This window comes from Eubacterium aggregans (assembly GCF_900107815.1).
GTDB lineage: Bacteria > Bacillota > Clostridia > Eubacteriales > Eubacteriaceae > Eubacterium_O > Eubacterium_O aggregans.
Genome location: NZ_FNRK01000017.1, coordinates 31,597 through 53,097, shown reverse-complemented (window position 1 = coordinate 53,097; position 21,501 = coordinate 31,597). Strand labels below are relative to the sequence as shown.

Below are 21,501 nucleotides of genomic sequence, written 5' to 3'. Positions count from 1 at the left end.
CACGCTCAGGCGGCCCACTAAAGATTGGACGGCATCGGAAATCCGGACGGATAGCCGCAGGTCGTCTTCTTTATCCCCGGTATCGGCGGTGATAAGCTTCCGGGTGGTGTACACACACACTGTTTTCCCAGCTCGAATGGCGGCTTCTTCAAGTTCCAGGCAGCGGTTAACTTCCTGGGCAAAGGCGGCTTCATCGGCCACTAAGGTAGCGTCCAGCTCGACGAAGACGATATTGGGATTTTTCTTTAAGGCGTCCACCTGTTGGCTGGTTTTTTCGGTGTGGGAGCCTACGACGATGATGCCCCCGTTGTCGGTTTCCTTCACGACCATCTGTTCCCGGGTGAGAAGGGGCTGATCCGTTACCCCGCCCATGACCTTGACGATGGCGGCGGCGGTGCGGAACATAAAGATCTTGCCCTTGGCCATGGCCCGGTACAGGGCCACACAGAATACTTTCACATCTACGTAATCCACAGCATTGACGATGATTTTATTAAAGTCCTTAACAGCCATGAGCTGGGCTTCGATTTTATCGTAATCCATGGCCCGGATATCGGCGAGGGCGATGCCGGTGACATCAGAGGCTTTAAAAGCGCCCTGGGTTTTCTCTTCAACGTATTCCTTCACATCGGATTTGGTATAGCCGAAAGTCTTGTCCTTGGCGAATTCCGTTTCCGCTGCGGGAACCAGTTCATCCCCATACTTGACATAATGGATATCGTCGATAGTGAAGCGTCCCCCTTCTTTAAAGAAGGGACAGAGGATTTCCCCGTCGATGGTCTTGCCGGTGTGGGCTTCGTAGGCTTCCCTGAGAATCACCGTTTCCAGAGGATAGTGTCCCCGGAGGGTGGAGTCGCTCCGACTGATGAAGAGGTAGCCCTTTCCGGTTTCCTTGGCCACCTCAGCCACAACATCGGCGATTTCTTTGTGGGCGGCTTCGGTCTGTTCGGCGGTAAAGCCCCGGGAATTGGTCATGATGTAGAAGAGATTGTTTTCTTCTTCAAAACCCTGACGGATGCTCTCCGCATCCCAGGTGGTGTATACCGAAATATCATGGACGGTTTGCACCCCGGTGGGGTCATCGTCCAGGACGACGATTTTCTGATGGTTGGCCGCGATTTCTTTCAGCAGAAGGACATCTACTTCGGCCTCGTCGATTTTGGGGTAGCTTTTTAAAATTTCTGCACTGATTGCCATATTTAGCTCCTAGTCTTCCACTTTTTTCACTTGCACATCGGCCAATGCTTCAAAGTACTGAACAATGCCGCCGTGATCATCATTCATATGGCCGTGGACCTTCAGGGTCTGGAGGATTTCATACAATTGGGCCGAGTAGGGAATGGGGACGTCCAAGGCATGGGCGGTGTTCACCACATTCTTAATGTCCTTATGGTTGATGGAAATCTTTCCTCCGGGCACGAAGTTCCGTTCCACAATCAGGGGAATCTTCGCATCCAGCACGGCACTTCCGGCTAACCCACCCCGGATGGCTTCGAAAACCTTCACCGGATCGGCACCGGCTTTAGTCGCCAGGACGAAGGCTTCGGATACAATGGCGATGGTGTTATTCACAATAATCTGGTTGGCCAGCTTGGTCACCGATCCACTGCCGCTATCCCCAATTAAAATCGCCGAGGACCCCATGATGTTGTAGTAGGGCATGAGGGCATCAAAGTCTTTTTGATCCCCGCCGGCCATAAAGGCCAGAGTCCCGTTAATGGCCCCAGGTTCTCCACCGGAAACCGGTGCATCCACGAAACCGACACCGATTTTAGCCAATCCATCGTAGCATTCCTTGGATTCCACCGGCGTGACAGAGCTCATGTCGCAGACCACCTTGCCCGCGGTCAATCCGCCAGCCACACCGTCCTCCCCAAAGAGAACATCCTTGGAGATATCCCCATTGGGCAGAATCAGGAGCACAACCTCACATTGCTCCCCGATTTCCTGGTAGCTTCCTTGAACGGCTCCGGCTTCCACCAATTCGGCAACCGCTGTTTCGTCAAGATCGCATACCATCAGTTCCACGCCGCCGGCTAATAGGTTTTTAGCCATGGGCTTTCCCATGATGCCAAGACCAATCAATCCGATTTTACTCATTTGGATTCTCCTTTTTCTTTTGGAAGCGCAATTAAAACGGCTTCAATATTTTGTGGCTTCATTATACAATACACCGGTATATCGGTCAATATAAACTTTTAATTTTATCAAAAAGAAAAGAGGCACCGAAGCACCTCTTCCCTTTTCTTATTTCCTTTTTCGAATAACCACTACTGTAATAATCACCCCGGCAGCGACCAAGCATAATGCTGCAACAATCATTCCCATATTGGAGGGACTGGTAATGCCGGTATTCGTATTCGCCGCCGTCAGTGTCTCTGTAGACGGGGTGCCCGGTGTCCCAGGATCTACCGGGTCCACAGGATCAACGGGGTTGACTGGAGCAGAGACGGTGGTTTTCCGGAAAAAGGTCATGCCGCTGATGAGATTGCTTTTCCCCCAGACGTAAAAACCGTCCCCAACAGTAAGGCCAGCCAGGCCAAAGGTTTTTGCGGTACTGAGGGTCGCACCAGCAGGACTCCACGTCTTCGTCTCCACGTTATAACTCCAAGTATCCTGCCAGCCATCTGCAGTAGACACCAATCCGGAGATAATAAAGCCCTCAGCGGTGCCGCCAATGGCTAAATCCATTTGCTGCCCCTCGTCGTAGGTGGGGAGGTCAATTTTTTCGGTGTTCTTTAAATCCGTCAGGTAGAGACCCACCTTCGACCCCGATGCCGTATCGCCGCCGATGAGGGCAAGTTTTTCGCCGGACACCGCCGTCTTAGCCAGCGCAACCCCCTCAGGTAAGGTTCCCGCTGTTGAGACCGCGCCGGTATCAGGATTGACTTCCAAAATAGCATCCGAATATTGATTGGAGGATGTCTGCCCCCCGATCAAGAGCAACTGACCATTGTAGCTAACTGGCGTAGATTTTTGGTTAAGGGTTTGCGTGGTCTTAATTTGTCGCCACACCTGCGTCCCAGGGGTGTATTCCCATAAATCCCCTGTCCCGGAAGCCGAGATGCTGGTAGCGTAGAGTTTACCCTGGTGTCCAGTTATCTGACAATACCATCCATTGGATACCTTGGGATTCATACTCGTTTTTCCCAGATCAATCCAGTTATTAGCTGCCGAATCATAGCGCCACAGCACGGTGGTATCATCAGAGGTGTTGGATGCCAGGAGATAAACCTCACCATCGGCAGTGGCCAATCCCACCTTCTCCGGCGACCCATAACCGTTCCCCGAGGGGACGGCTAAATCCGTGAAACTGCCATCGGTAGAAAGCATCACGACATAGCGGCCACTTTGACCATCACCATTGGTGAGCACGACCATCTGCTTTCCTGTCATACACTGGGGCACCACAATCTCGGCCATGTCGATTTTACCATTAGAATCACTAATCCAAGTTAATATCTTTGCTTCCTGCCCGCCAATGGTGATGGTAGCACCATTTGGATTCCCCAGGAACCATCCTTCTAACTTGACCATCTGTCCATCCGCCGTTGCCTTTTGGATGACGGGGTCTGGATTACGATTGGCTTTATCAATATTCAGCCGGCCCCCACTGATGCAGGTGTCCGCAAAGGTATCCTGTTTTTCCACACCCCCAACCAGTCGAGCGGCAATCTTAGAGGATGCTTCATCCGGATGATGGGAAGCTAACAACGCAAAAGCCCCGGTGGTGGCCGGTGCAGCCATGGAGGTTCCCCCATAAACGGTATAGGGATCCAAATCCGTCCCCACCCCAATGCTATCCAGGTGGAGAATGGTGCTGGTATCATTAAAGGTCAGGGTGATTTTCATCTGGAAGTTTTCAAAGTCCACATTCTCCGGTAACTTTTGGAGATCGGAATATTTCTGTCCCGCAGCCAGGCTTCCCCCGCTGTTTCCAGAATTTCGCCACTGGAAGGTTCCCATATTTTCAGCTGTGGTATTGGAAAAGCTGCCATCCCTTAACTTAAAGTCACACTGAATATCCACCCGGCCCCTTTCAGACCACATGGAAAAGCCCCGATACAATTGTGCATTATTTTGAAGTGCTTCCACCAGCGCCGCCGCATTGGACAAATCCACTTGATCAGAGATAATCGTAGCACTTTGTTTGTCATTTGCCGGAATGTCTAAACCCTGTTCTCCGTAGAAGTAGTTCTTGCCAATAGTGACGGCATCCCCTAAATGATTGGTCTGGGTCTCATCGTAATAATAGAACGTCAGTCCGCCATTGATATGGGGATCTGATGCATCCGAAGCGTTATCTGACTCAAACCCTTCGTACACCACTGCCCGGGTCTTTGCACCACTGAGGGTATCCGAAGCCGCACAAAAGGCGTTAAAGGTAGCGGCTTCCGAAGCCACCGTGGATAGGATGCTGGAACCCGGAGCGTACAGCTCTGTGGATGTCAGTCCATAATTACTAAAGGGGGATGCCTTTCCGCTGGCTTCCATCGAATTGACATTCAGGGTGGATCCCTGGCTGGTCATGGTGGTATCTCCCTCGTTGACGTCCATATCCATGCTGCTGTTTCCGGAGGCAAAAATAGTGGTAATCCCGACTTGATCTGCGGCGTCTACGGCGATATTCTCGGCCTTGCTTCCCAAGGTTCCCCCCAGGGATACATTGACAGCTTTGACATCCACCCCTGATGCCTTCGCCTTAACCAACCAATTCCATCCCCTGATTTCAGAGCTTAGCCAGATCGAACCGGTATCGTCCTCCATGGCTTTAATGGCGATGATGGATACCCCCTTATTGGACACCACCCCGGAAACCCCATTGGTGCCATCGGCGCCGATGATGCCGGCACAATGGGTCCCGTGACCACTGATATCCCGCACATCATTCCCTTTATACCCCGCTGCACAATAACCGTATTCATCACAGCCCAGGGCTTTTTGCTGATCAGCAGTAAAATGATACATTTGGCCGGCTAAGCTGGGATTGTTATAATCGACACCGGTATCCATCACAGCTACAATGGCTGGTGTTGTGGTGTTTCCTTTGAGGTTGCTCGTGTTTCCTACATCGTAGCCTTTATTCCCATTGGCCATAAGGCCGGTATTCTTTAACTGCCACTGATATTTGGAATAATTGGAGGTGCCTGTCGAACTGAAACCAGCCACATCCCCTGCCACCAGACTTCCCCCAAAATCCTCATCCAGAGTGGTGTATTAGTCCGCCTCTGCGAAAAGGACATCCTCCCGGGCTTCCAACTGGGTAATCAGAGCGTCGTTACTCAAACTATCCGATGTAACTAACATCAGGGTTTTGGATTCTCCGGACAGACCGTAGGTTTGCACCGACAAATCCTTTTCCTTGGCAGTGGCTCCCTCCAATGCCAATGTATCCACTGTGGTCACATCCATTAGTGGTTCCCAGACCAAATCATCCCCGCTGCGGCTCTGGGTGCTTACCCCATCCCCCTTTAAACAGACAATAACCCGGGCTCCCCCATCTTCTGTATCTGCCAAAGCTGCACTTGGGCAGATAAGGCAAAGCAGTGCCACGATGGCAAGCAAATATACTCCCAATCTCCATCTTTTCAATCTGACATCCTCCTGTTTTTCGATATCATTCCTATCTGTATTGAATTTATTATATCAGCAAATCCTTCATAAACAAAACGTTTTTAACGTTTTACCAAAAAAACCCCGGCACAGCCAGGGTTTTCCATTTTATGCAAAGAGCACTCTAATAAAATCCTTCATATAATCCGGTAAATCCGGTGGACGTCTGGCGGAGATAATATTGCCGTCCACCACCGAGGGCTCGTCCACCCAGGTAGCTCCGGCATTCTTCATATCATCCATGATCCCCGGGGTACTGGTGACGGTCTTGCCCTCTAGGATTCCAGCGGAAATCAGGACCCAGCCCGCATGGCAGATTTCTCCCACGGGCTTACCCGCTTCGTAAATAGCCCGAACCATATCGAGCACCACCGGGAAGCGGCGCAGCTTATCCGGTGCCCAGCCGCCCGGCACCAAAATGCCGTCGTACTCCTCGGGGTTCACCGCCTCAAAGGTATAATCCGACACGCAGGGCACCCCGTATTTTCCATGATAGGTGTGGCCGGCTTCCTCACCGACGACATCCACCACACAGCCCTCTTCCCGAAGGCGGTGCACCGGATACCATAATTCTAAATCTTCAAAATCCTCACTGATAAGGGCGATGATTTTTTTAGTCATTAGCTTTTATCCTCCTGTATTCATTTACTGTCACTATAGCATATTTTTTAATAAATACAAGGGGTTCTCTGTGAATGCTGGCGAAATCAGTCTACCGACGGCGTTTCACCAGCACCGCAGCCCCCAAGATCAGAACCGCCAGGCCAATGATGGCGGCAGCAATCATTGCAGTAGAAGTCGAGGCAATCCCCGTTCCCGGTGCTGCCGCTGCAGGCTTGGTCACCGCAGGCGCTCCGGGTTGGGCAGCATCCAGTGCCACGAGATAATCCGAGCCGCCGGTGATGCTAAAGGCCACACAGCCGGTATCGCTGAGCATCCCGGTGGTTATCTCGGAGAGGCGGCCGTTATCATTCTGATGATAAATGGTGTAGCCCTGTCCCTCTGCGCCTATACCGGAAGGCAGCCGGTAGCGAATGCCCGCCGTCAAGCCTAAATCGCCGGACTGGGCAAAGTGCAGCTGGACGACTTGACGATCCCCGCCGATTTGACCCAAAGCCGTGGCATCCGGGGTGACCTCGGTAATGGCCATGTTAATATCCCCGGTGATGTCCGTCATATCCTCGGCTCTAAAGAGCCAGCCATAGCGATACTCCTCGGCATCGTCATAATATTCCACCAGCAGGTTTTTGCCATTGTCCTTGAGTTTTTGCAGCAGTTCTTTAGAGATACTGTCGTGGTTTTTCAGGCGAATGTGCAGATCCGTGGTCGTGGCTGCCATCAAGCGGTCAATGATATCCTCCCGAAGGTGCTCAAAGAGATTAATATTGCAGGCATTGGTCAGCTGGGCGATGGTATCCTGACTGTTCCCTGCCAGATATTTTTCTGAGTAGAAGGTATAGGTGAAGCCAGATTCCTCAATCCATTTATTGATGTTAAACACGGCGGTTTCCCCGGCGGCGGCGCCGTTCCACAGTGGGGTGACATGGACGTACTCCGGGTACCAGTCGGAGTGGCTGCCGCTGTCGTCGGTTTGTATCTCGATGTGGGTAATTTCCCCCAGATCCTTGTCTGTGGCGAAGTTCAGGGAATTGACGTCACCCTTTTCATTGAGATCCCGCCCACTGGGATTGTTGTAGTGCCATTGCTGGATCCAACCGGAGCTTTCCCCGGCAGCGTTGTACAGACAAATCTGAATATCGGAATCCGTCCCGGCATCCTTTTTGGTCGAGGTCTTAAAGTCCATCTGGTATTGCCGGGTCTGGGCGGTGCTTAGCATAAAGGTATAAGCATAATCCCGCTGAATGATCCATTGGTTCGTTTGTAAGCTGCCGGGTGCGATGTCGGTGACGGATTCGGACAGCCCATCCCTGACGGCGGCCAGCAGTTTGAGGTTCGACATACTTTCAAGACTCCAGCCGGAGTTATCCCCGCCGGTGTCGCTTTTGAGGGTAAATCCGGCGATGGCATCCGCCGTCAGTCCGCTTGCCGAGAAATAGGCGGTGTCGGTATCGCCGCTTTCCAGATGATTGCGGTCGGTGTCGAAGCGAATGGGTGTGGTGCCCAGGCTCTGTCCGCTGGTATTCACTACCCCCATGGCGATGCCGGAATCGGTGCCGGAATTATCCTGGGTGGAGGTCTTTAAATCCACTGCTGCCACGGTGCTGTCAAGTGACCCGGTCCACGGATTGCTCTGGGAGATTTCGGCATAAACGGGAATGGTGTAGGCCCCATTGAGATTGGAGGTTCCTCCCCGAATCAGGCTGACAGATTTGATTTTGCTCTTATCCGCATTGTTATTCATATACAGCACCAGGTGATCGAGGTCGATATTGGCGATGCTGGATTTGAAGAATTTATAGCCGGTAGTTTTGGAGCCAATGCTACCGAAGGTGACGGTTTCCTTGGTGCCGTCCTTGGCCACGATATCGGCATAAATGGTTTCATCGGTCTCGGCATTGCCCTCACCTGTGCTGGTCAACTTGAGCACATAGGGGGTCAGGGCCTCACCGCTGCCGGTTTCAAAGGTGGTGACGGTATCAATCACGAGATTGCTGCCCATGTTCCCATCGGTTTTGATATGGCTGTTTGTGATATTGCCATTGGGCTGGTCCTAGGTGCCATTATACCCAGAGAAGAATCGGCTGACACCAGACTCGGGGCGAATGGTCCCCTGGGTAAAGCCATACCCAATGGCATCCCCCTCATAGTTGGCATATCCAGTGTATATCCCATCCTGATTGACCGATACCTCGACACTGGGACAGTCGGCAATATTGATGGTGCCCACTGCCACCTCTCCAATGTCGCTATCTTCCCAGTTGGTCCGGTGACTATCCGAGCCATGCCAAGGTCCACTTACATAATAGACGTAGTCCGTATTTTCAACTCCGATGGCCGGGGCAAAGGCAAAACGATAGGTATCGGTATTATACCCCACGGTATGGCTAGTGTCCGATCCCTTTTTGAGGGCAGTATGGCCTGTGACCGTTACCGAGGCCAGCCCCTGCAGATTCAGGGCCGCCCCCTCGGGTACCCGGATGCCAGCGGCGGGAATGGAGCCATCCACCACAAGGCGGCCGCTGTGATCATCAGAACTCACCGTCAGGGTCGTTCCCGTCGCCAGCTGAATACCAGGATACATCTTCGGTGCCGGAATCGTATCCTTTTGGTGATGTCCAAAATAATCTTCATTGGTATCGTCATGACTCAGGATGGCACCGTCCTCTAAATGGATGGTGTTTTCCCCATAGGATACCGTGCTGGAGTGCTTTTCAGTGGTGGTTTGGAACCCCCCCACAATGCTCAGATCGCAGCCCTCCAAATCCAAGGACAGGTTTTTATACACTCGATTGGGATCCCCCACGATGGTGACATGATCCCCATAGACGTGGATGGTGACATGGCCCACATGGCCGCTGGTCACCCCTAAGTCCCCCACATCCCCCTTCATATTGGAGAGGTCCAGGGTTTGGCCCTCCCGCAGGTAGTAGTCACCGCTATCGTCAAAATCCCCGTCAAAGGCGGTGATGGTGTCGGTGTTGCCCACCAGGCGGTGGGTGATATTCACCTAGATGAGGGCCAGCTTAATATCCTTGGCCTTCACCTCTCCCCCGGTTAGCTTCACCGTTTTTTTTCCATCATCCTCCAGGGAAATGCTTTTGAGACCATACTGTGCCCCGGCGGAGTCGTAGTTATTGCACTCCATCCCAGTATACACATAGTAGTCATCCTCTTTTTTCGAATCCTGCTGGGTGAGCATCAGATTGGCCTGGATGGTGGCCAGATCGGTGAGTCCCCCCACCTCCGCCAGCCAGCCATAGACATCCAGTCCGCCGCTTTTGGAGGCCGTCGCATTGGAGAAAAGGCCACTGAGGGTATCGTACCCCGGGAGCACCTGATAACGATCATTAGCAGTGACCATGGGGATGGACAGTTTAGTCACTCCATCCACATCCTTCATATAATCCCCCACCTTTACCGCCTCGCTGGCGATCATCAGGGTGAGATTGGTGCTGGTGGTGGTGACCTCATAGCAGGGGATACTATGGGCATCCCCCTCCCCCACATAGTAATCCCCAATGGGCATTTCCCGACGGAGGGATTCCAAGAGCAGGTCCTTGGTTGCAATGAGGTTATTATCCTCATCGTAGGTCCGTTCATAGATGAGGGTGTCGATATCCGTATCCCCATCCTCGGTGAGGGCCGAGGTATCAAAGCCCTCGGCCTCCAGGCGATTGATGAGATCCACCTCATCTGCAGCGGCGTTGATGGTGTTCACCGCCACATCATACTGATCCCCCACATAGCTGTTGTAATTTTTCGCAACATCGGCCTCATTGGGATGGGTCAGGACGTAGGCGTTGGCCGCTTCGGCGTAGAGCTGATAGGCCTCATACTGGATGATGGCAATGTACTGATAGAGGTCGTTGGCCGGGCCCACCACCTGATAGGTGAAGGGATAGCAGGCCTGGGCATAGCTGTTAAAGCGGCCAAAGACCGAGGGATTGGCCGAGGTCTGAATGGCGTAACCCTGAATTGTAGCCATCTGCCCGGCGATTTTCTTCATATCAACGGTATCATTGAGATAGGCGGTTGCGCTGTTTATCGCGCTATTGTAAGCGGTCTGATTGCTGGCCTGCTCCACGGGGGTGTCCCCCTTCATCACATAGGTGCCGTCGGCATTCTGACGGAAGCAGCCCGCATCATCCACCGCCACACAGTCCATGGCCGTCTGCATCCGTTTCGTATAGGCCTCCCATTTTAAATGGATATCATTATAGACTTGATCAATCCCAGCGAGGTCCTCGTAATAGGCCTCCTTGAGCTGGGTCTGATTCTGCTCGTTGAAGAGCCGCGCCATCTCATCATTCATGTGGTCGATGGAGGACTGAATCTGGGTCAGCTGGGCGGTTAGGGCTTCCAGGGCCAGCGCTGCATCGCTTTTTTCAAAGCTGGTGGTCCCGCCCAGGACATGGATGAGGAAATGGCTGAGCTTATCGTCATTGGTCGCTTCATTGTATTTCACCAATCCCTTTTTCACCAGACTTTTGACGGTCTTCTTTGCCGTACTTTTCAAAAAACTGGTAAAATCCGCAGTGACCAATTCGTCATCGGCCAGGGCCGCCGGAGTATCTTCGACCGATGCGGCCGTTTCCTGGGGGATCACTGCTTCAGTAGCGGTGGTCGTGGCTGCAGCTTCTGCGGCAGAATCCACCGCCCCATTCTAAGCGAGAACACTCGCCATGGGCTGGATTAAAAATACCAAGGCGATTAACAACGCCACCAGCTGCCATCTTCTTGCTGAACTTCCCATTATTCTTCCTCCCAACTTTTTATCTTTTGAAATTCAATCCCACATGGATTATGTTATACTTATTATACAACGTACATCGATGTACGATACAAGCACAAAAAGGAGAAAAATAAAAGAAATGGAAAGTTATACGGGAAAGAAGGACGGCTACCTCTTCACCATCGGCGAGGCGGCCAAGGCCATGGGGATTACCCGGCGGATTATTTTAAACTACGAGGAAAAGGGGCTGATTACGCCCGATGTCAAATCCGAGGTTGACGGCCGCAACGGCCACCGCTACTACACCATGGACACCCTCTCCCGTATGGGCGCCATTCGGCTCCTCCAAAATCTGGGACTGTCCCTGGACGAAATCATCAAATATTATTACAACGAGTCGGATCTGAACGTCATCCTCGGCCGATTGGAGGAGCTCCAGGCGGAGCTGAACTACCAAATTGAGCGGATTCGAGCCCGAACGGAGAGTCAGAGCAATAACCAGATCCTCACCCTGACCTTTAAAGCCCAGAAGGTGTACTGTGAAACCTGCCGATCCCACAGCCTGCCTACCCGCTTTGAGGATTTACGGCGTGTTTTATATGAGGGTCTGCACCAGCATCAATCCAATCCCTTCGAGCCCAATTACTTTGTGGAGTATCCCCTGGATGATCTGGACCAGATCACCTACTGCGTCCCGGTAGCCCGGGACAGCGTCGGCGATAAGATTCACACCCTCCCGGCACTTAAGGGCCTGGGGGTGTACCACCACGGCCCCTACGAGGGCTTCGCCGAACAGCGGGAGCGCCTGGTGCGCTACGCCCAGGAGGCGGATATCCCCCTGGCCGGCACCTGCCGCCATCTCTACCTTGAGGGTCCGGCCCTCCACCTCGATTCCACCCGCTACGTTACGCTGATTTTTTTGCCCTTGGCAGAATGATTTTGGCAAGCAAAAAGGGGATGACCGCGGTCTTCCCTTCTAGGATTCCCACTGAGATCAGGACCCAACCAACGTGGTATATTCCGCCCACGGGCTTGCCGGCTTCGTAGATGGCGCGGACCATATTAAGCACCACGGGGAAGCGGTGCACCGGGTACCATCATTCCAGATTTTCAAAGTCCTCGCTGATGAGGGCAATTACTTTTTGGGGTCATTCCCTTAATCCTCCTATGTCAATTTACTGTCACTCTAGCATGGTTTTCTGTTAATTCAAAGGGGAGGCTTTGGTATTCACCAGTATAATTTTATCATTGGGATCAAGAATCCACCACCTGCCCATCCAATGCCAGTCCAATCTCCCCAAGACGGGCGATCACCGTCTCCTTAATCTCCCGGTACCGCTGCTTGGGGATGGGGACCTCGATGCCATGGCCCAGGGAGGCCCGGCCATAGTCCACGCGTTCGATGTAATACAGATTGATGATAAAGCTGCGATGGACGCGGAGAAAGTGCTTGGGCAGGCCCACGGAAAGCTCGGTGATGGATTCATCGATTTCCACCCGATCCGCCACCTGACGGACGATGCAATGGTGGCGGTTGGCTTCAATAAAGAGAATGCTCTCTGTTTTTAAAAAGCAAGACCTCTTCCCAATGTGGACCAGCAGCTTATCGGAGCGCTTTCTGAAATCCTCGATCTGTTTTTGCATGTACAGGTAGGTTTCCCGCCCACAGGTATAGGGAAAGCACTCATTCTCCTTCAAAACATCCCATTCGTTGGACACGTGGAGGTGAATGATCTTCCATCCATCCATTTTCCGTTCGTATACAAAGCTCAGGCGCTGGTTCTGCTTGAGCAGATACCCGGATTCTGGCTCGGTATAGGCCCCCAGCTGACCGGTTACGATGGCCAGGGTCTCCGTTTCGTACACCACTTCGTAGACGATGGCCTCCGATTGTATGGGGACATCCTGCTCCTGGGATAAAATCCGGCGCATGGCCGCCTTTCCATAGACATACTGCCCCCGCAGGGCGCCAATCCACACCACATCCTCATCCATATAGGACATCACCCACTCAAGCTCGCGCTGGCCATGGGCCTCCATGAGCGCCTGGGTCAATGCTGCTAGATCCATCTGCGTTTCACCTCCATCACCAGGGATTCCATATCCTTTATCATAACACAGGCGTTAATTCAATAGCAGTCGACTGCTACATCATCCGCTTTTTCGCATAGCAGCCACCGATGATGAGCATGATGGCCAACAAGCCTGCACCCACCCAAAGGCCAGTACCCACACCGGTGACGCCGGTGGTGGCATTTCCCTTGGCGGCCACCGTCTGGGCCGTTGTCTGGGGCTGGGGCTGGGCGGCCTTTAAGGCCGCTATTTTAGCCTCAGCCGCCTCTAATACGGCGATGTTCTCCACCTGGTCCTTTTCGCTTTGGGTCAGGGCGTCGTAGGCCGTGCGGGCAGCCACCACCTGGGGCTCCTGATCCAGGCTTATAATCTCCCCAAGTGCATCGATTTGGGCCATGACAAGCTCCACAGCGGTGGCTTCCCGATTATTGGTATAGGCCTTGATCATGGCATTGCCCACCGTGAAGGTCGTCTCTTTGGATTCCTCTTTAAGGGTCACCTCGCCAATTTGGGATAAGTCGGTCCAGCCCTCAGAGGTCTTCACATAGCTTTCCCCTGGATTACACACTGCTTTGGACCCCGTTATCCCGCGGGTTGTATCTTTCTCCGGTTCATTCCCTAATTCAACGGGCAGATAGCTTTCATTTTTAGACGTTATGGTTTGAACAATGGTATACGCTTCATTGGGGCGCAGATTGATGGCCTTCTCCCCTAAATCTAAGGTGTGGAAGCCAACGCTCTCAACGGCTTCGGCATTGAGGGTGACATCGGGTGTTCGTTCTGCTATTTCCCCCGGGCTGCCATTGCGATAAATCTGAATGTCCACATCACACCCAGGGGCTGGCGCGATGAAGGATACCGCTGATAATATCTCATAGCCCTGGGCGGTAAAGACATTGGCCACAGATTTATCCGCAGTTATCCCCTTTGTCGTCAGAATGGTTTTGATGATTTCCCCTATCGTGGAATAAACACTTCGGATATTCAAATAATCGTACTGTACCAGATTGTCGTAATCATCGGCCCCGACATCAACCTGATAGCTGACGGGTGTCATGATCGATCCTTCATAATAGGACATCCAAAAATAGCCGCAGTCCTTGCCGCCCTCTGAATTGGGAACAGCATTGAGAAAATTCATGCCACTGCTACTCGGTGTATCCCCCCAGCTATTTTTAATGAGCCATGCCCCGTCACCTGCCGGTTGGTTGCCCACGCTAAAATTAGTTTTGGAAAAGGTATCGTCCCAACCGATGAGGGTCACCGCATGATTAGACCGCGTCTCCGGCTTACTATAATAGGCACCTGTTGCCTCATTCCAAACACTTTTGGCATCCTCAGCGCTTTTTGCATCGTACACCCCCATACTGATACAGAGGGCACCGTTATCCACTAAATGCTTCTTAATATTCTGGGTTGCCTGGGCATCATATTGATAGCTTCCAGAGCTGTAATTCGCCGGAGTCGAAAGGATTTCTGCCTGAGTTACCCGGGCCTCGCTGAGATTGCGGTAATCCTCGGACACCGTCCACAGCTTAGTGCTCTCCATGGTGCCATCATCGGCCGTATGGGGCACCAGCCTAGTGCTCACCACCCCTTCGCCATTGGACAACTGCCCGATGGATAGGGTCGGCATGCCCCACTCCAGTCCGGCACCCGTCTCATCTACCGTACCATCGTCCTTTAAGCTCACTATTCCCTCCCCTGCCTGATCCAGGTTATCCGGGCGGCTATGCTGTGCGAAATAGGCCAAGTGCTTTTCCGAGAAGGAGGACGTGTTGCCCGTCTGCTTCAAATAATTGGACTCCACCGATCCAATAGCCCCAAAGGCATAGCAATCGCTCAGGGGGGATTGATCCTTCACAGCGGTGGACAGCCCCTCTGAACGCAAATCATACTTCTCTGGCAGCGCCGAATTGGCCTCCGTATAAGCCTCTGGCGCATTGAGATCTCGGTCGATTTGGGTCCGGGCATAGTCCACCCAGACGCTGTCCATCTCCCGAAGCGCCGCAATCCGGTCCGAAAACGCCCACTCCTCAGCGAATACCGCCGTATTCCCCAGAAGCAGCGACAGGGACAATATCCCCGCAACGATTCCCCGCAAACATCTTTGCTTCTTCATCCTCAACCACCTTCGCTTTCTATTGTTTTTGCCATTATATTACAACCCTTTGCAAAATCAATACATCCTGCACCAATGATGGTTGAAACGGCATCAATAGTAAAAAGGCAGTCCCCCATTTATGGGATACTGCCCCTTCATTGACGCTGATTCTATTTTTAACGCTATTTCAAAATCCCCCGAACCGCATCGATATTATCTAATCCTTCCGCTTCACAATAAGCTTCCAGCCCATCGATAATCTCCACGGCGGCTCTGGGGTCCACGAAGTTCATGGTGCCCACCTGGACACAGGCGGCGCCCACCATGATAAATTCTAAGGCGTCCTCCCAGGAGCTGATGCCCCCCATGGCCATAACGGGAATATCTACGGCACGGACCACCTGGTGGGTCATGCGCAGGGCCACGGGTTTCACTGCCGGTCCGGAAAGGCCGGCGTAGGTATTGTCAAAGACAATCTCCTTGCGCTTGATGTCCACGGCCATGGCCTGGATGGTATTGATCAGGGAGATGCCGCAGGCGCCGGCCCCTTCACAGGCCACGGCGATCTCGGCGATGTCCGCCACGTTGGGGGAGAGCTTGACCATGATGGGATGGTCTGAGGCTTTGACCACCTTCTCGGTGATGTCCGCCGCCATCTCCGGACGGATGCCGTAGGCCATGCCCCCGGCCTTCACATTGGGGCAGGAGATGTTCAGCTCGATGAGCTGGACGGGAATGGCATTGAGTCGGCGGATGGCTTCCAGATAGGAGTCCTCATCCTTGCCTCCTACATTTACCACAGTGACGGTGCCAATCCCTGAGAGATGGGGCCATTCCTTTTCAATAAAAGTATCCACCCCGGGATTTTCCAGACCGATGCTGTTGATGATCCCCGAGGGGGTCTCCCAAATTCGGATGCCGGTATTGCCCTCCCGGGGCTCCAGGGTCAGGCCCTTGGAGCACAGTCCCCCCAGCTGGGCCAAATCGTAATAGGCTTCAAACTCCCGGCCGAAGTTAAAGGTTCCCGATGCGGTGAGCACCGGGTTTTTAAAGGTTACGCCCGCAAAGGTGGTTTTTAATCGTTCGCTCATCCTTCAAGCACCTCCCTGGGGAAGACTGGACCATCTTTACACACCTTCTTGTTTCCTTCGGCGGTTTTAATGCTGCATCCCAAACAAGCCCCCATGCCGCAGGCCATCCGGGCTTCCAAGGAAACGTACACCGGGTTCTTTTCCGGGACCACCTGACACAGGGCATCCATCATCACCCGGGGACCACACGTGATAAAGGTCTCACCCCGTTTGACATCCACCTGGCCCACGATGATGCCCCCCACATCCACCACCACTTCATCGGCGATGGCGTCAAAGGCCTCTACCCGATAAGCTTCATTGGAAAAGCCCAGGTAAACCCGGAGCTTCTTCTTGGGGTTGTCTTCCTTGAACTTTCGGCAGGCGTAGTATAGGGGGGCAATGCCGATGCCGCCCCCCACAGCCACCAGAGGCGTATCCACCGCAGGAAAGCCGTTGCCGTAGGGGCCTTCCAGCTGAATGGTATTTTTAGGCTCCATCCCCGAGAGGATGGCCGTGCCCTTGCCCACCACCTGGTACAGAAAGGTCACCACTCCGTCCTGATAATCGTGGACGGAAATGGGGCGGCTCAGGAGCGGGTCGGTTTCCCAGGCCCGCACCATGAAGAATTGACCCGGTGAAACCACACCTTCCCAGGCCACCTCCATCATATAAATCCCGTCCGCTAAGCTGCGGTTGGTTATGATTACAGCCATTGTAGGATATCCTCCTTCATCAGGGCCGTCTTTTCCCGAATGTAATCCACGAAATCTGGTCCCTCGGTTTTTCCTTGGTGGCCCCCAATGATTCCCCGGGAGGAATTAATGACGGCGCACCGGGATTTCTTGAAGATATTGGCAATGTCCTTACCCGTCCCACCCTGGGCACCGTAGCCGGGCACCAGGAAAAAGGTGGAGGGACACTGATCCTGGAGGGCTTCAAATTCCTCGGGGAAGGTCAGGCCTACCACTGCGCCAATGGCCGAGTAGCCGGATTCTGCGATGAAGTCCTTTCCCCAGGCGGTAATGCGGTCCCCCACGGCTTCGTACAGCTTTTTGTCGTCATCCAGCACCCGCTCCTGGAAATCCCGGGAGCTGGGGTTGGAGGTGTGGAGCAACACGAAAAGTCCCTTTTCCTTATCCTTGAGGTAGGGATAGTAGGGGGAAATGGCATCTTCGCCCATATAGGCGTTCACCGTGAGGATATCCACCTCGAAATCCCCTTCAAAATGCCCCTTGGCGTACTGGGTGGCGGTGGAGCTGATATCCCCCCGCTTGCAGTCCCCGATGGCAATTTTTCCATTACCCCGGACGTATTTCACGGTTTCGGCGTAGGCCTTCATGCCGTCCAGTCCCAGGGCTTCGTAGCAGGCCACCTGCATCTTGTAGCACCCCGCTAAATCAGCGGTGGCATCCACAATGCGCTTATTGAACTCTGCAATCTTTTCCCCGGTGCTCCAGTCCTTTTCCACCAGATATCCCGGTAAAAAAGCGGGGGTGGTGTCCAGCCCCACACAGACGGGGCTGTCTAGCGCCGCCTTATATAATCGGTCCATGATCATAGACGATTTTTCCTCCTTTGAATGTAAGTAGTACCCGACCCGTCAGCCGTTCCCCCACAAAGGGCGTGTTGTGGCTCTTGGAGACGAAGGCCTTGGGATCCACCTTCCAGCTGTCCTCTAAGTCCACCAGCACCAAATCCGCCGGGTATTTATCCTTGACCAAGCCAGCCTTCAAACCCAACCGGGCCGCCGGTGCCGCACTCATCATCTCGCTCAGGCGGGTGATGGGAATGCCCGCCCCCTTAAAGACGGTGTGGTACATGGCAAAGGCTGTTTCAAAATTATTGATTCCCGGTGCTCCGGCAATCTTATCAGCATCGGTGTGGGGGGCATGGTCCGTGCCGCAACAATCAATCTCCCCATTCATAGCCCCTTCAATGAGGGCCCGGCGATCCCCCCAGCTTCTAAAGGGCGGGTGAACCCGGTATTCCAAAGCCGAGGCATAGAGATGGTGAGGGGTAACCTCACAGGTGATGTCCAGCCCATCGGCCTTGGCGGCCATAATGGCATCCAGAGTGGCCTTCTTGCTGATGTGGCACACGTGGAGATGGGCGCCCCTGGTGGCCCGGAGAAGCTCGATATCCCGCTGTACGGTTTCCGTTTCCGGTTCACAGTGGGTGGCCAGGATAAAGTCGTACTTTTTAGAGGCGTTTAACGCCTTTTTCATAATGGCCCCGTCGTCCACATTGTAGCCATCGTTGGAGAAGATGAGCGTCAGCTCCCGGAGGGCCTTGAAATTCACGGTCTTTTCCGTGCCAAAGCCTTCAGTGACGGCTGCCACCTGGATGACATCCGCCAGGCCCACCGCCGCTGCCCGTTCCAGAGTCTCGGCCATCAGGGCGGCATTATCTATCACCGGGCGGGTATTGGCCATGGCCACTACCGTGGTAAAGCCGCCTTTTACGGCAGCAGCCAGCCCCGTGTTAAAATCTTCCTTCTGGGTAAGCCCCGGGTCCCGGAGATGGCTGTGCATATCGATAAAGCCTGGCATGAGGACCTTCCCCCTGCCGTCGATTTCCACATCATGGGTCGCCTGAACCCGGCCGTTTTCCTTGTAGACCTTCTTGATCTTGTCATCCTCAATCATAACCTTGCCCACCCGGATGCCTTCAGCATCGACGATGGTTACATTGCTAATGAGCGTTCTCATGGCTTACTCCTTTTCGATGAACGTGGTATAGGCGTCGCAGTATTCGCAACGGTAGATCCGTTCTTCCTCATTTTCCAAATAAAAGCGGATTTTTCCGACATTTTCATATTGGGTGATGCACCGGGGATTTTTACAGGTCATAATCCCATCCACCTCTTTGGGAAGGGTCAGGCTGATTTTTTCCACCAGCTCCCCATTACGCACGATATTCACGGTGACATTGGGATCGATGAGACCCAGGACATCCATATCCAAATCCAGGTCCGTCTCGATTTTTAACATATCCTTCTTCCCCATCTTATGACTGGGGATGTTGTTCAGCAGCACCACCGGGTATTCCAGTTGGTCCAGATGCAGCTCCTGATAGATTTTAAACCCATGGCCCGCCTCGATATGGTCGATGACGATACCTTCCTTCAGCTCCGATACATTAATCATTTATGCCACCCCCAGTAGTTTTGAAATCAGTGCCATGCGCACGTACATTCCGTATTTTGCCTGTTTGAAATACACGGCCCGGGGATCCGCATCCACGTCCACCGCAATTTCATTGACCCGGGGCAGGGGGTGCATGACAATCATGTCTGACCTGGCGTGGCGCATCTTCTTTTTATCCAGGATGTACACATCCTTTAACCGCAGGTATTCTTCCTCATTGACAAAGCGCTCCCGCTGGACCCGGGACATATACAGAATATCCAGATCCCCAATGACGGCATCCAGATTGTCCGTTTCCACATAGCTGCCGGGTTCCAGCATGGAGAGGAAATACTCGGGCATCTTTAACTCCTTGGGGGAGATAAAGACGAATTTCACATCTTTATACCGGGCCAGTGTCTTGACCAGGGAATGGATGGTCCGCCCGAAGAGCAGGTCCCCACAAACCCCGACCACATGGCCATCACAGGTTCCCTTTTCGTGACGGATGGTCAGAAGATCCGTCAGGGTCTGGGTGGGGTGTTCGTGCCCCCCGTCCCCAGCATTGATGATGGGCATCTCCGGCACCGCCTTGGACACCAGCTTAGCCGTGCCCTCCCGGGGATGGCGAATGACCCCGATATCGGCATAACAGGATACCGTACGGATGGTATCCGCAATGGTTTCTCCCTTGGAAACCGATGAATTGGCCGGGTTATCAAATCCGATGATCTTCCCGCCTAAACGCAGCATGGCGGATTCAAAACTGAACCGGGTCCGGGTGGACGGTTCGTAAAAAAGACTGGCTAATAATTTTCCCTTGCAGCAATCAATATATTCCTCCTGATTTGCAATGATCTTATCAGCCAGTCCAAAAATAGACTCTAGTTCTTCAATTGTAAAATCTCCTGGTTCGATCAAATGTCTACCTTTGAGCATTCTATCCTCCTTCATTTCAAAAGGGACCCGTGGGCCCCACTAACCCCATTGTGTTTTTCTTGTGAAAATGATACGCCAAATCCATGAAAATGTCAAATAAAAAGCATTAAAGCCTGACATTGTTTTCACTGGTAATCCCTGCACATTCACGGTATAATAATATAAAAAGCAGAATCGGAGGATATGCCATGTATTACGTTACTTACCAATACGCATCTTTTTCAGAAGCCGGCATCCTGACTTCGGACAAAAAACGCGTGGTCCCCGTCACCACCATCGGCAAGGTCATGGGGCTGAAGCTTCCCGAAAAAATGATTGACTTCATCACCCTGGCCGATGATGACCTCATTGCAGAAATTGAAGCGGCCATGCTCCAGAATCCAGACATGGGTATCCGCCGGGATAAAATACGCCTCCTGGCCCCCATCCCCAAACCACCTCGCAATATCTTCTGCCTGGGGAAGAATTACGCCGAGCATGCCGCGGAGATTAAAAATGTCCCCGGGCTTTCCGGCGCCCCCTCCGCCCCCATCTATTTCTCCAAACTTTCCTCCTCGGTTATCGGACCGGATATGCCCATCCTGTCCCACGCCAATATGACCAAACAGGTGGACTACGAGGCCGAGCTGGCCGTCATCATCGGGAAAAAAGGGGCCGACATCTCCAGGGCAGATGCGGAAGACTACATCTTTGGTTACACCATCGCCAACGATATCACCGCCCGGGACCTTCAGCGGAAGCACTCCCAATGGTACAAAGGGAAATCCTTGGACACCTTCTGCCCCATGGGTCCGGCCATCATCCATAAAAACGCCATGCCCCTGCCCCTGGATTTAGGGATCCGGTGCTTTGTCAATGGCGAACTGCGCCAGGAATCCAACACCAGCAAGATGATCTTCGATATTCCCTATATTGTCAGTAACCTTTCCCAAGGGGTAACCCTCTACCCCGGGGATATCATTTTAACGGGTACCCCCGCCGGGGTAGGCGTCGCCCAGGACCCACCGGTATTCCTGAAACACGGGGATGTGGTCAAAGCCGAAATCGACGGGATTGGGACCCTTAGCAACATCATCCGATAGCCCTCTTCAAAATCTGTAGGAATGCTGAAGCCCCTGTCTGGTAAAGGCAGACTAAAGGTTTATCCCTTATCATAATCCAAGAGATGTATATCTCCCCTTTTTCTTTTCATTCCTAATTTTTTGCAAAAAGCGCCTGGTC

Annotated in this window: 17 protein-coding genes and 1 pseudogene; 2 read left to right on the top strand and 16 right to left on the bottom strand. The window is 53.0% G+C overall.

Translation table 11 applies throughout. The features are described from left to right. The 8 genes and pseudogenes from BLW33_RS10080 to BLW33_RS10045 all read right to left on the bottom strand — a co-directional run. The coding region (locus BLW33_RS10080; RefSeq protein WP_090308368.1) for a four-carbon acid sugar kinase family protein at positions 1-1,197 on the bottom strand (1,197 nt) is incomplete at its 3' end. Between the two features lie 9 nt (positions 1,198-1,206). After that, positions 1,207-2,109, bottom strand: a pseudogene (locus tag BLW33_RS10075) (NAD(P)-binding domain-containing protein); the annotation flags it as partial. Positions 2,110-2,247: 138 nt separating this feature from the next. Next, complete coding sequence (locus BLW33_RS10070) at positions 2,248-5,169, bottom strand: S8 family serine peptidase (RefSeq protein WP_143032622.1); 2,922 nt, start codon at positions 5,167-5,169, stop codon at positions 2,248-2,250. A gap of 48 nt (positions 5,170-5,217) precedes the next feature. Beyond that, on the bottom strand, positions 5,218-5,592 hold the full coding sequence (locus BLW33_RS10065) for a hypothetical protein (RefSeq protein ID WP_143032621.1): 375 nt from the start codon (positions 5,590-5,592) through the stop codon (positions 5,218-5,220). A 129-nt stretch (positions 5,593-5,721) separates the two neighbouring features. After that, positions 5,722-6,234 (bottom strand): type 1 glutamine amidotransferase domain-containing protein, encoded by a 513-nt coding sequence (locus tag BLW33_RS10060; protein WP_090308357.1) that lies wholly within the window; start codon positions 6,232-6,234, stop codon positions 5,722-5,724. Between the two features lie 91 nt (positions 6,235-6,325). Beyond that, positions 6,326-8,233, bottom strand: a complete 1,908-nt coding sequence (locus tag BLW33_RS10055) for a PLAT/LH2 domain-containing protein (RefSeq protein ID WP_090308353.1) — start codon at positions 8,231-8,233, stop codon at positions 6,326-6,328. A gap of 51 nt (positions 8,234-8,284) precedes the next feature. Next, the gene (locus BLW33_RS10050) at positions 8,285-9,241 is read right to left on the bottom strand and encodes a hypothetical protein (RefSeq protein ID WP_090308351.1); all 957 of its coding nucleotides are present in this window, start codon (positions 9,239-9,241) and stop codon (positions 8,285-8,287) included. Continuing rightward, on the bottom strand, positions 9,242-10,888 hold the full coding sequence (locus tag BLW33_RS10045) for a hypothetical protein (protein ID WP_090308348.1): 1,647 nt from the start codon (positions 10,886-10,888) through the stop codon (positions 9,242-9,244). A gap of 217 nt (positions 10,889-11,105) precedes the next feature. On the opposite strand from BLW33_RS10045, the gene BLW33_RS10040 reads away from it, so the two are divergent. After that, positions 11,106-11,903 (top strand): MerR family transcriptional regulator, encoded by a 798-nt coding sequence (locus BLW33_RS10040; RefSeq protein WP_176966699.1) that lies wholly within the window; start codon positions 11,106-11,108, stop codon positions 11,901-11,903. 317 nt (positions 11,904-12,220) lie between these two features. Here the strand turns inward: BLW33_RS10040 and BLW33_RS10030 are convergent, their stop codons facing one another. From BLW33_RS10030 to pyrB, 8 genes are all read right to left on the bottom strand, one after another. After that, positions 12,221-13,036 carry a LytTR family transcriptional regulator gene (locus BLW33_RS10030; protein ID WP_090308341.1) on the bottom strand — a complete coding sequence of 272 codons (816 nt, stop codon included), beginning with the start codon at positions 13,034-13,036 and terminating at the stop codon, positions 12,221-12,223. A gap of 76 nt (positions 13,037-13,112) precedes the next feature. Next, positions 13,113-15,161 carry a C1 family peptidase gene (locus BLW33_RS10025; protein WP_090308338.1) on the bottom strand — a complete coding sequence of 683 codons (2,049 nt, stop codon included), beginning with the start codon at positions 15,159-15,161 and terminating at the stop codon, positions 13,113-13,115. Positions 15,162-15,325: 164 nt separating this feature from the next. Next, positions 15,326-16,234, bottom strand: a complete 909-nt coding sequence (locus BLW33_RS10020; RefSeq protein ID WP_090308336.1) for a dihydroorotate dehydrogenase — start codon at positions 16,232-16,234, stop codon at positions 15,326-15,328. Then, complete coding sequence (locus tag BLW33_RS10015; protein WP_090308333.1) at positions 16,231-16,929, bottom strand: dihydroorotate dehydrogenase electron transfer subunit; 699 nt, start codon at positions 16,927-16,929, stop codon at positions 16,231-16,233. Before BLW33_RS10015 ends, BLW33_RS10020 begins: the two co-directional genes overlap by 4 nt. Then, positions 16,920-17,774 carry an orotidine-5'-phosphate decarboxylase gene (gene pyrF / locus BLW33_RS10010; RefSeq protein WP_090308330.1) on the bottom strand — a complete coding sequence of 285 codons (855 nt, stop codon included), beginning with the start codon at positions 17,772-17,774 and terminating at the stop codon, positions 16,920-16,922. The genes BLW33_RS10015 and pyrF overlap by 10 nt, the downstream gene beginning before the upstream one ends. Then, a complete protein-coding gene (locus tag BLW33_RS10005) occupies positions 17,752-18,924 on the bottom strand; it encodes a dihydroorotase (protein WP_090308328.1) in 1,173 nt (390 codons plus the stop codon). Before BLW33_RS10005 ends, pyrF begins: the two co-directional genes overlap by 23 nt. Positions 18,925-18,927: 3 nt before the next feature. Next, a complete protein-coding gene (locus BLW33_RS10000; protein ID WP_090308325.1) occupies positions 18,928-19,362 on the bottom strand; it encodes an aspartate carbamoyltransferase regulatory subunit in 435 nt (144 codons plus the stop codon). Beyond that, positions 19,363-20,280, bottom strand: a complete 918-nt coding sequence (pyrB, locus tag BLW33_RS09995) for an aspartate carbamoyltransferase (protein WP_090308323.1) — start codon at positions 20,278-20,280, stop codon at positions 19,363-19,365. Between the two features lie 188 nt (positions 20,281-20,468). Between pyrB and BLW33_RS09990 the strand changes: the two genes are divergently transcribed. Continuing rightward, on the top strand, positions 20,469-21,362 hold the full coding sequence (locus tag BLW33_RS09990) for a fumarylacetoacetate hydrolase family protein (protein WP_090308320.1): 894 nt from the start codon (positions 20,469-20,471) through the stop codon (positions 21,360-21,362). The last annotated feature ends 139 nt before the right edge of the window (positions 21,363-21,501 follow it).

Coding starts and splice junctions, on each gene's coding strand:
- BLW33_RS09990 (WP_090308320.1), top strand. CDS start 20,469: ATGTATTACGTTACTTACCAATACGCATCTTTTTCAGAAGCCGGCATC.
- BLW33_RS10005 (WP_090308328.1), bottom strand. CDS start 18,924: ATGAGAACGCTCATTAGCAATGTAACCATCGTCGATGCTGAAGGCATC.
- pyrF (WP_090308330.1), bottom strand. CDS start 17,774: ATGATCATGGACCGATTATATAAGGCGGCGCTAGACAGCCCCGTCTGT.
- BLW33_RS10055 (WP_090308353.1), bottom strand. CDS start 8,233: ATGGGCAGCAATCTCGTGATTGATACCGTCACCACCTTTGAAACCGGC.
- BLW33_RS10020 (WP_090308336.1), bottom strand. CDS start 16,234: ATGAGCGAACGATTAAAAACCACCTTTGCGGGCGTAACCTTTAAAAAC.
- BLW33_RS10030 (WP_090308341.1), bottom strand. CDS start 13,036: ATGGATCTAGCAGCATTGACCCAGGCGCTCATGGAGGCCCATGGCCAG.
- BLW33_RS10025 (WP_090308338.1), bottom strand. CDS start 15,161: ATGAAGAAGCAAAGATGTTTGCGGGGAATCGTTGCGGGGATATTGTCC.
- pyrB (WP_090308323.1), bottom strand. CDS start 20,280: ATGCTCAAAGGTAGACATTTGATCGAACCAGGAGATTTTACAATTGAA.
- BLW33_RS10000 (WP_090308325.1), bottom strand. CDS start 19,362: ATGATTAATGTATCGGAGCTGAAGGAAGGTATCGTCATCGACCATATC.
- BLW33_RS10015 (WP_090308333.1), bottom strand. CDS start 16,929: ATGGCTGTAATCATAACCAACCGCAGCTTAGCGGACGGGATTTATATG.
- BLW33_RS10040 (WP_176966699.1), top strand. CDS start 11,106: ATGGAAAGTTATACGGGAAAGAAGGACGGCTACCTCTTCACCATCGGC.
- BLW33_RS10060 (WP_090308357.1), bottom strand. CDS start 6,234: ATGACTAAAAAAATCATCGCCCTTATCAGTGAGGATTTTGAAGATTTA.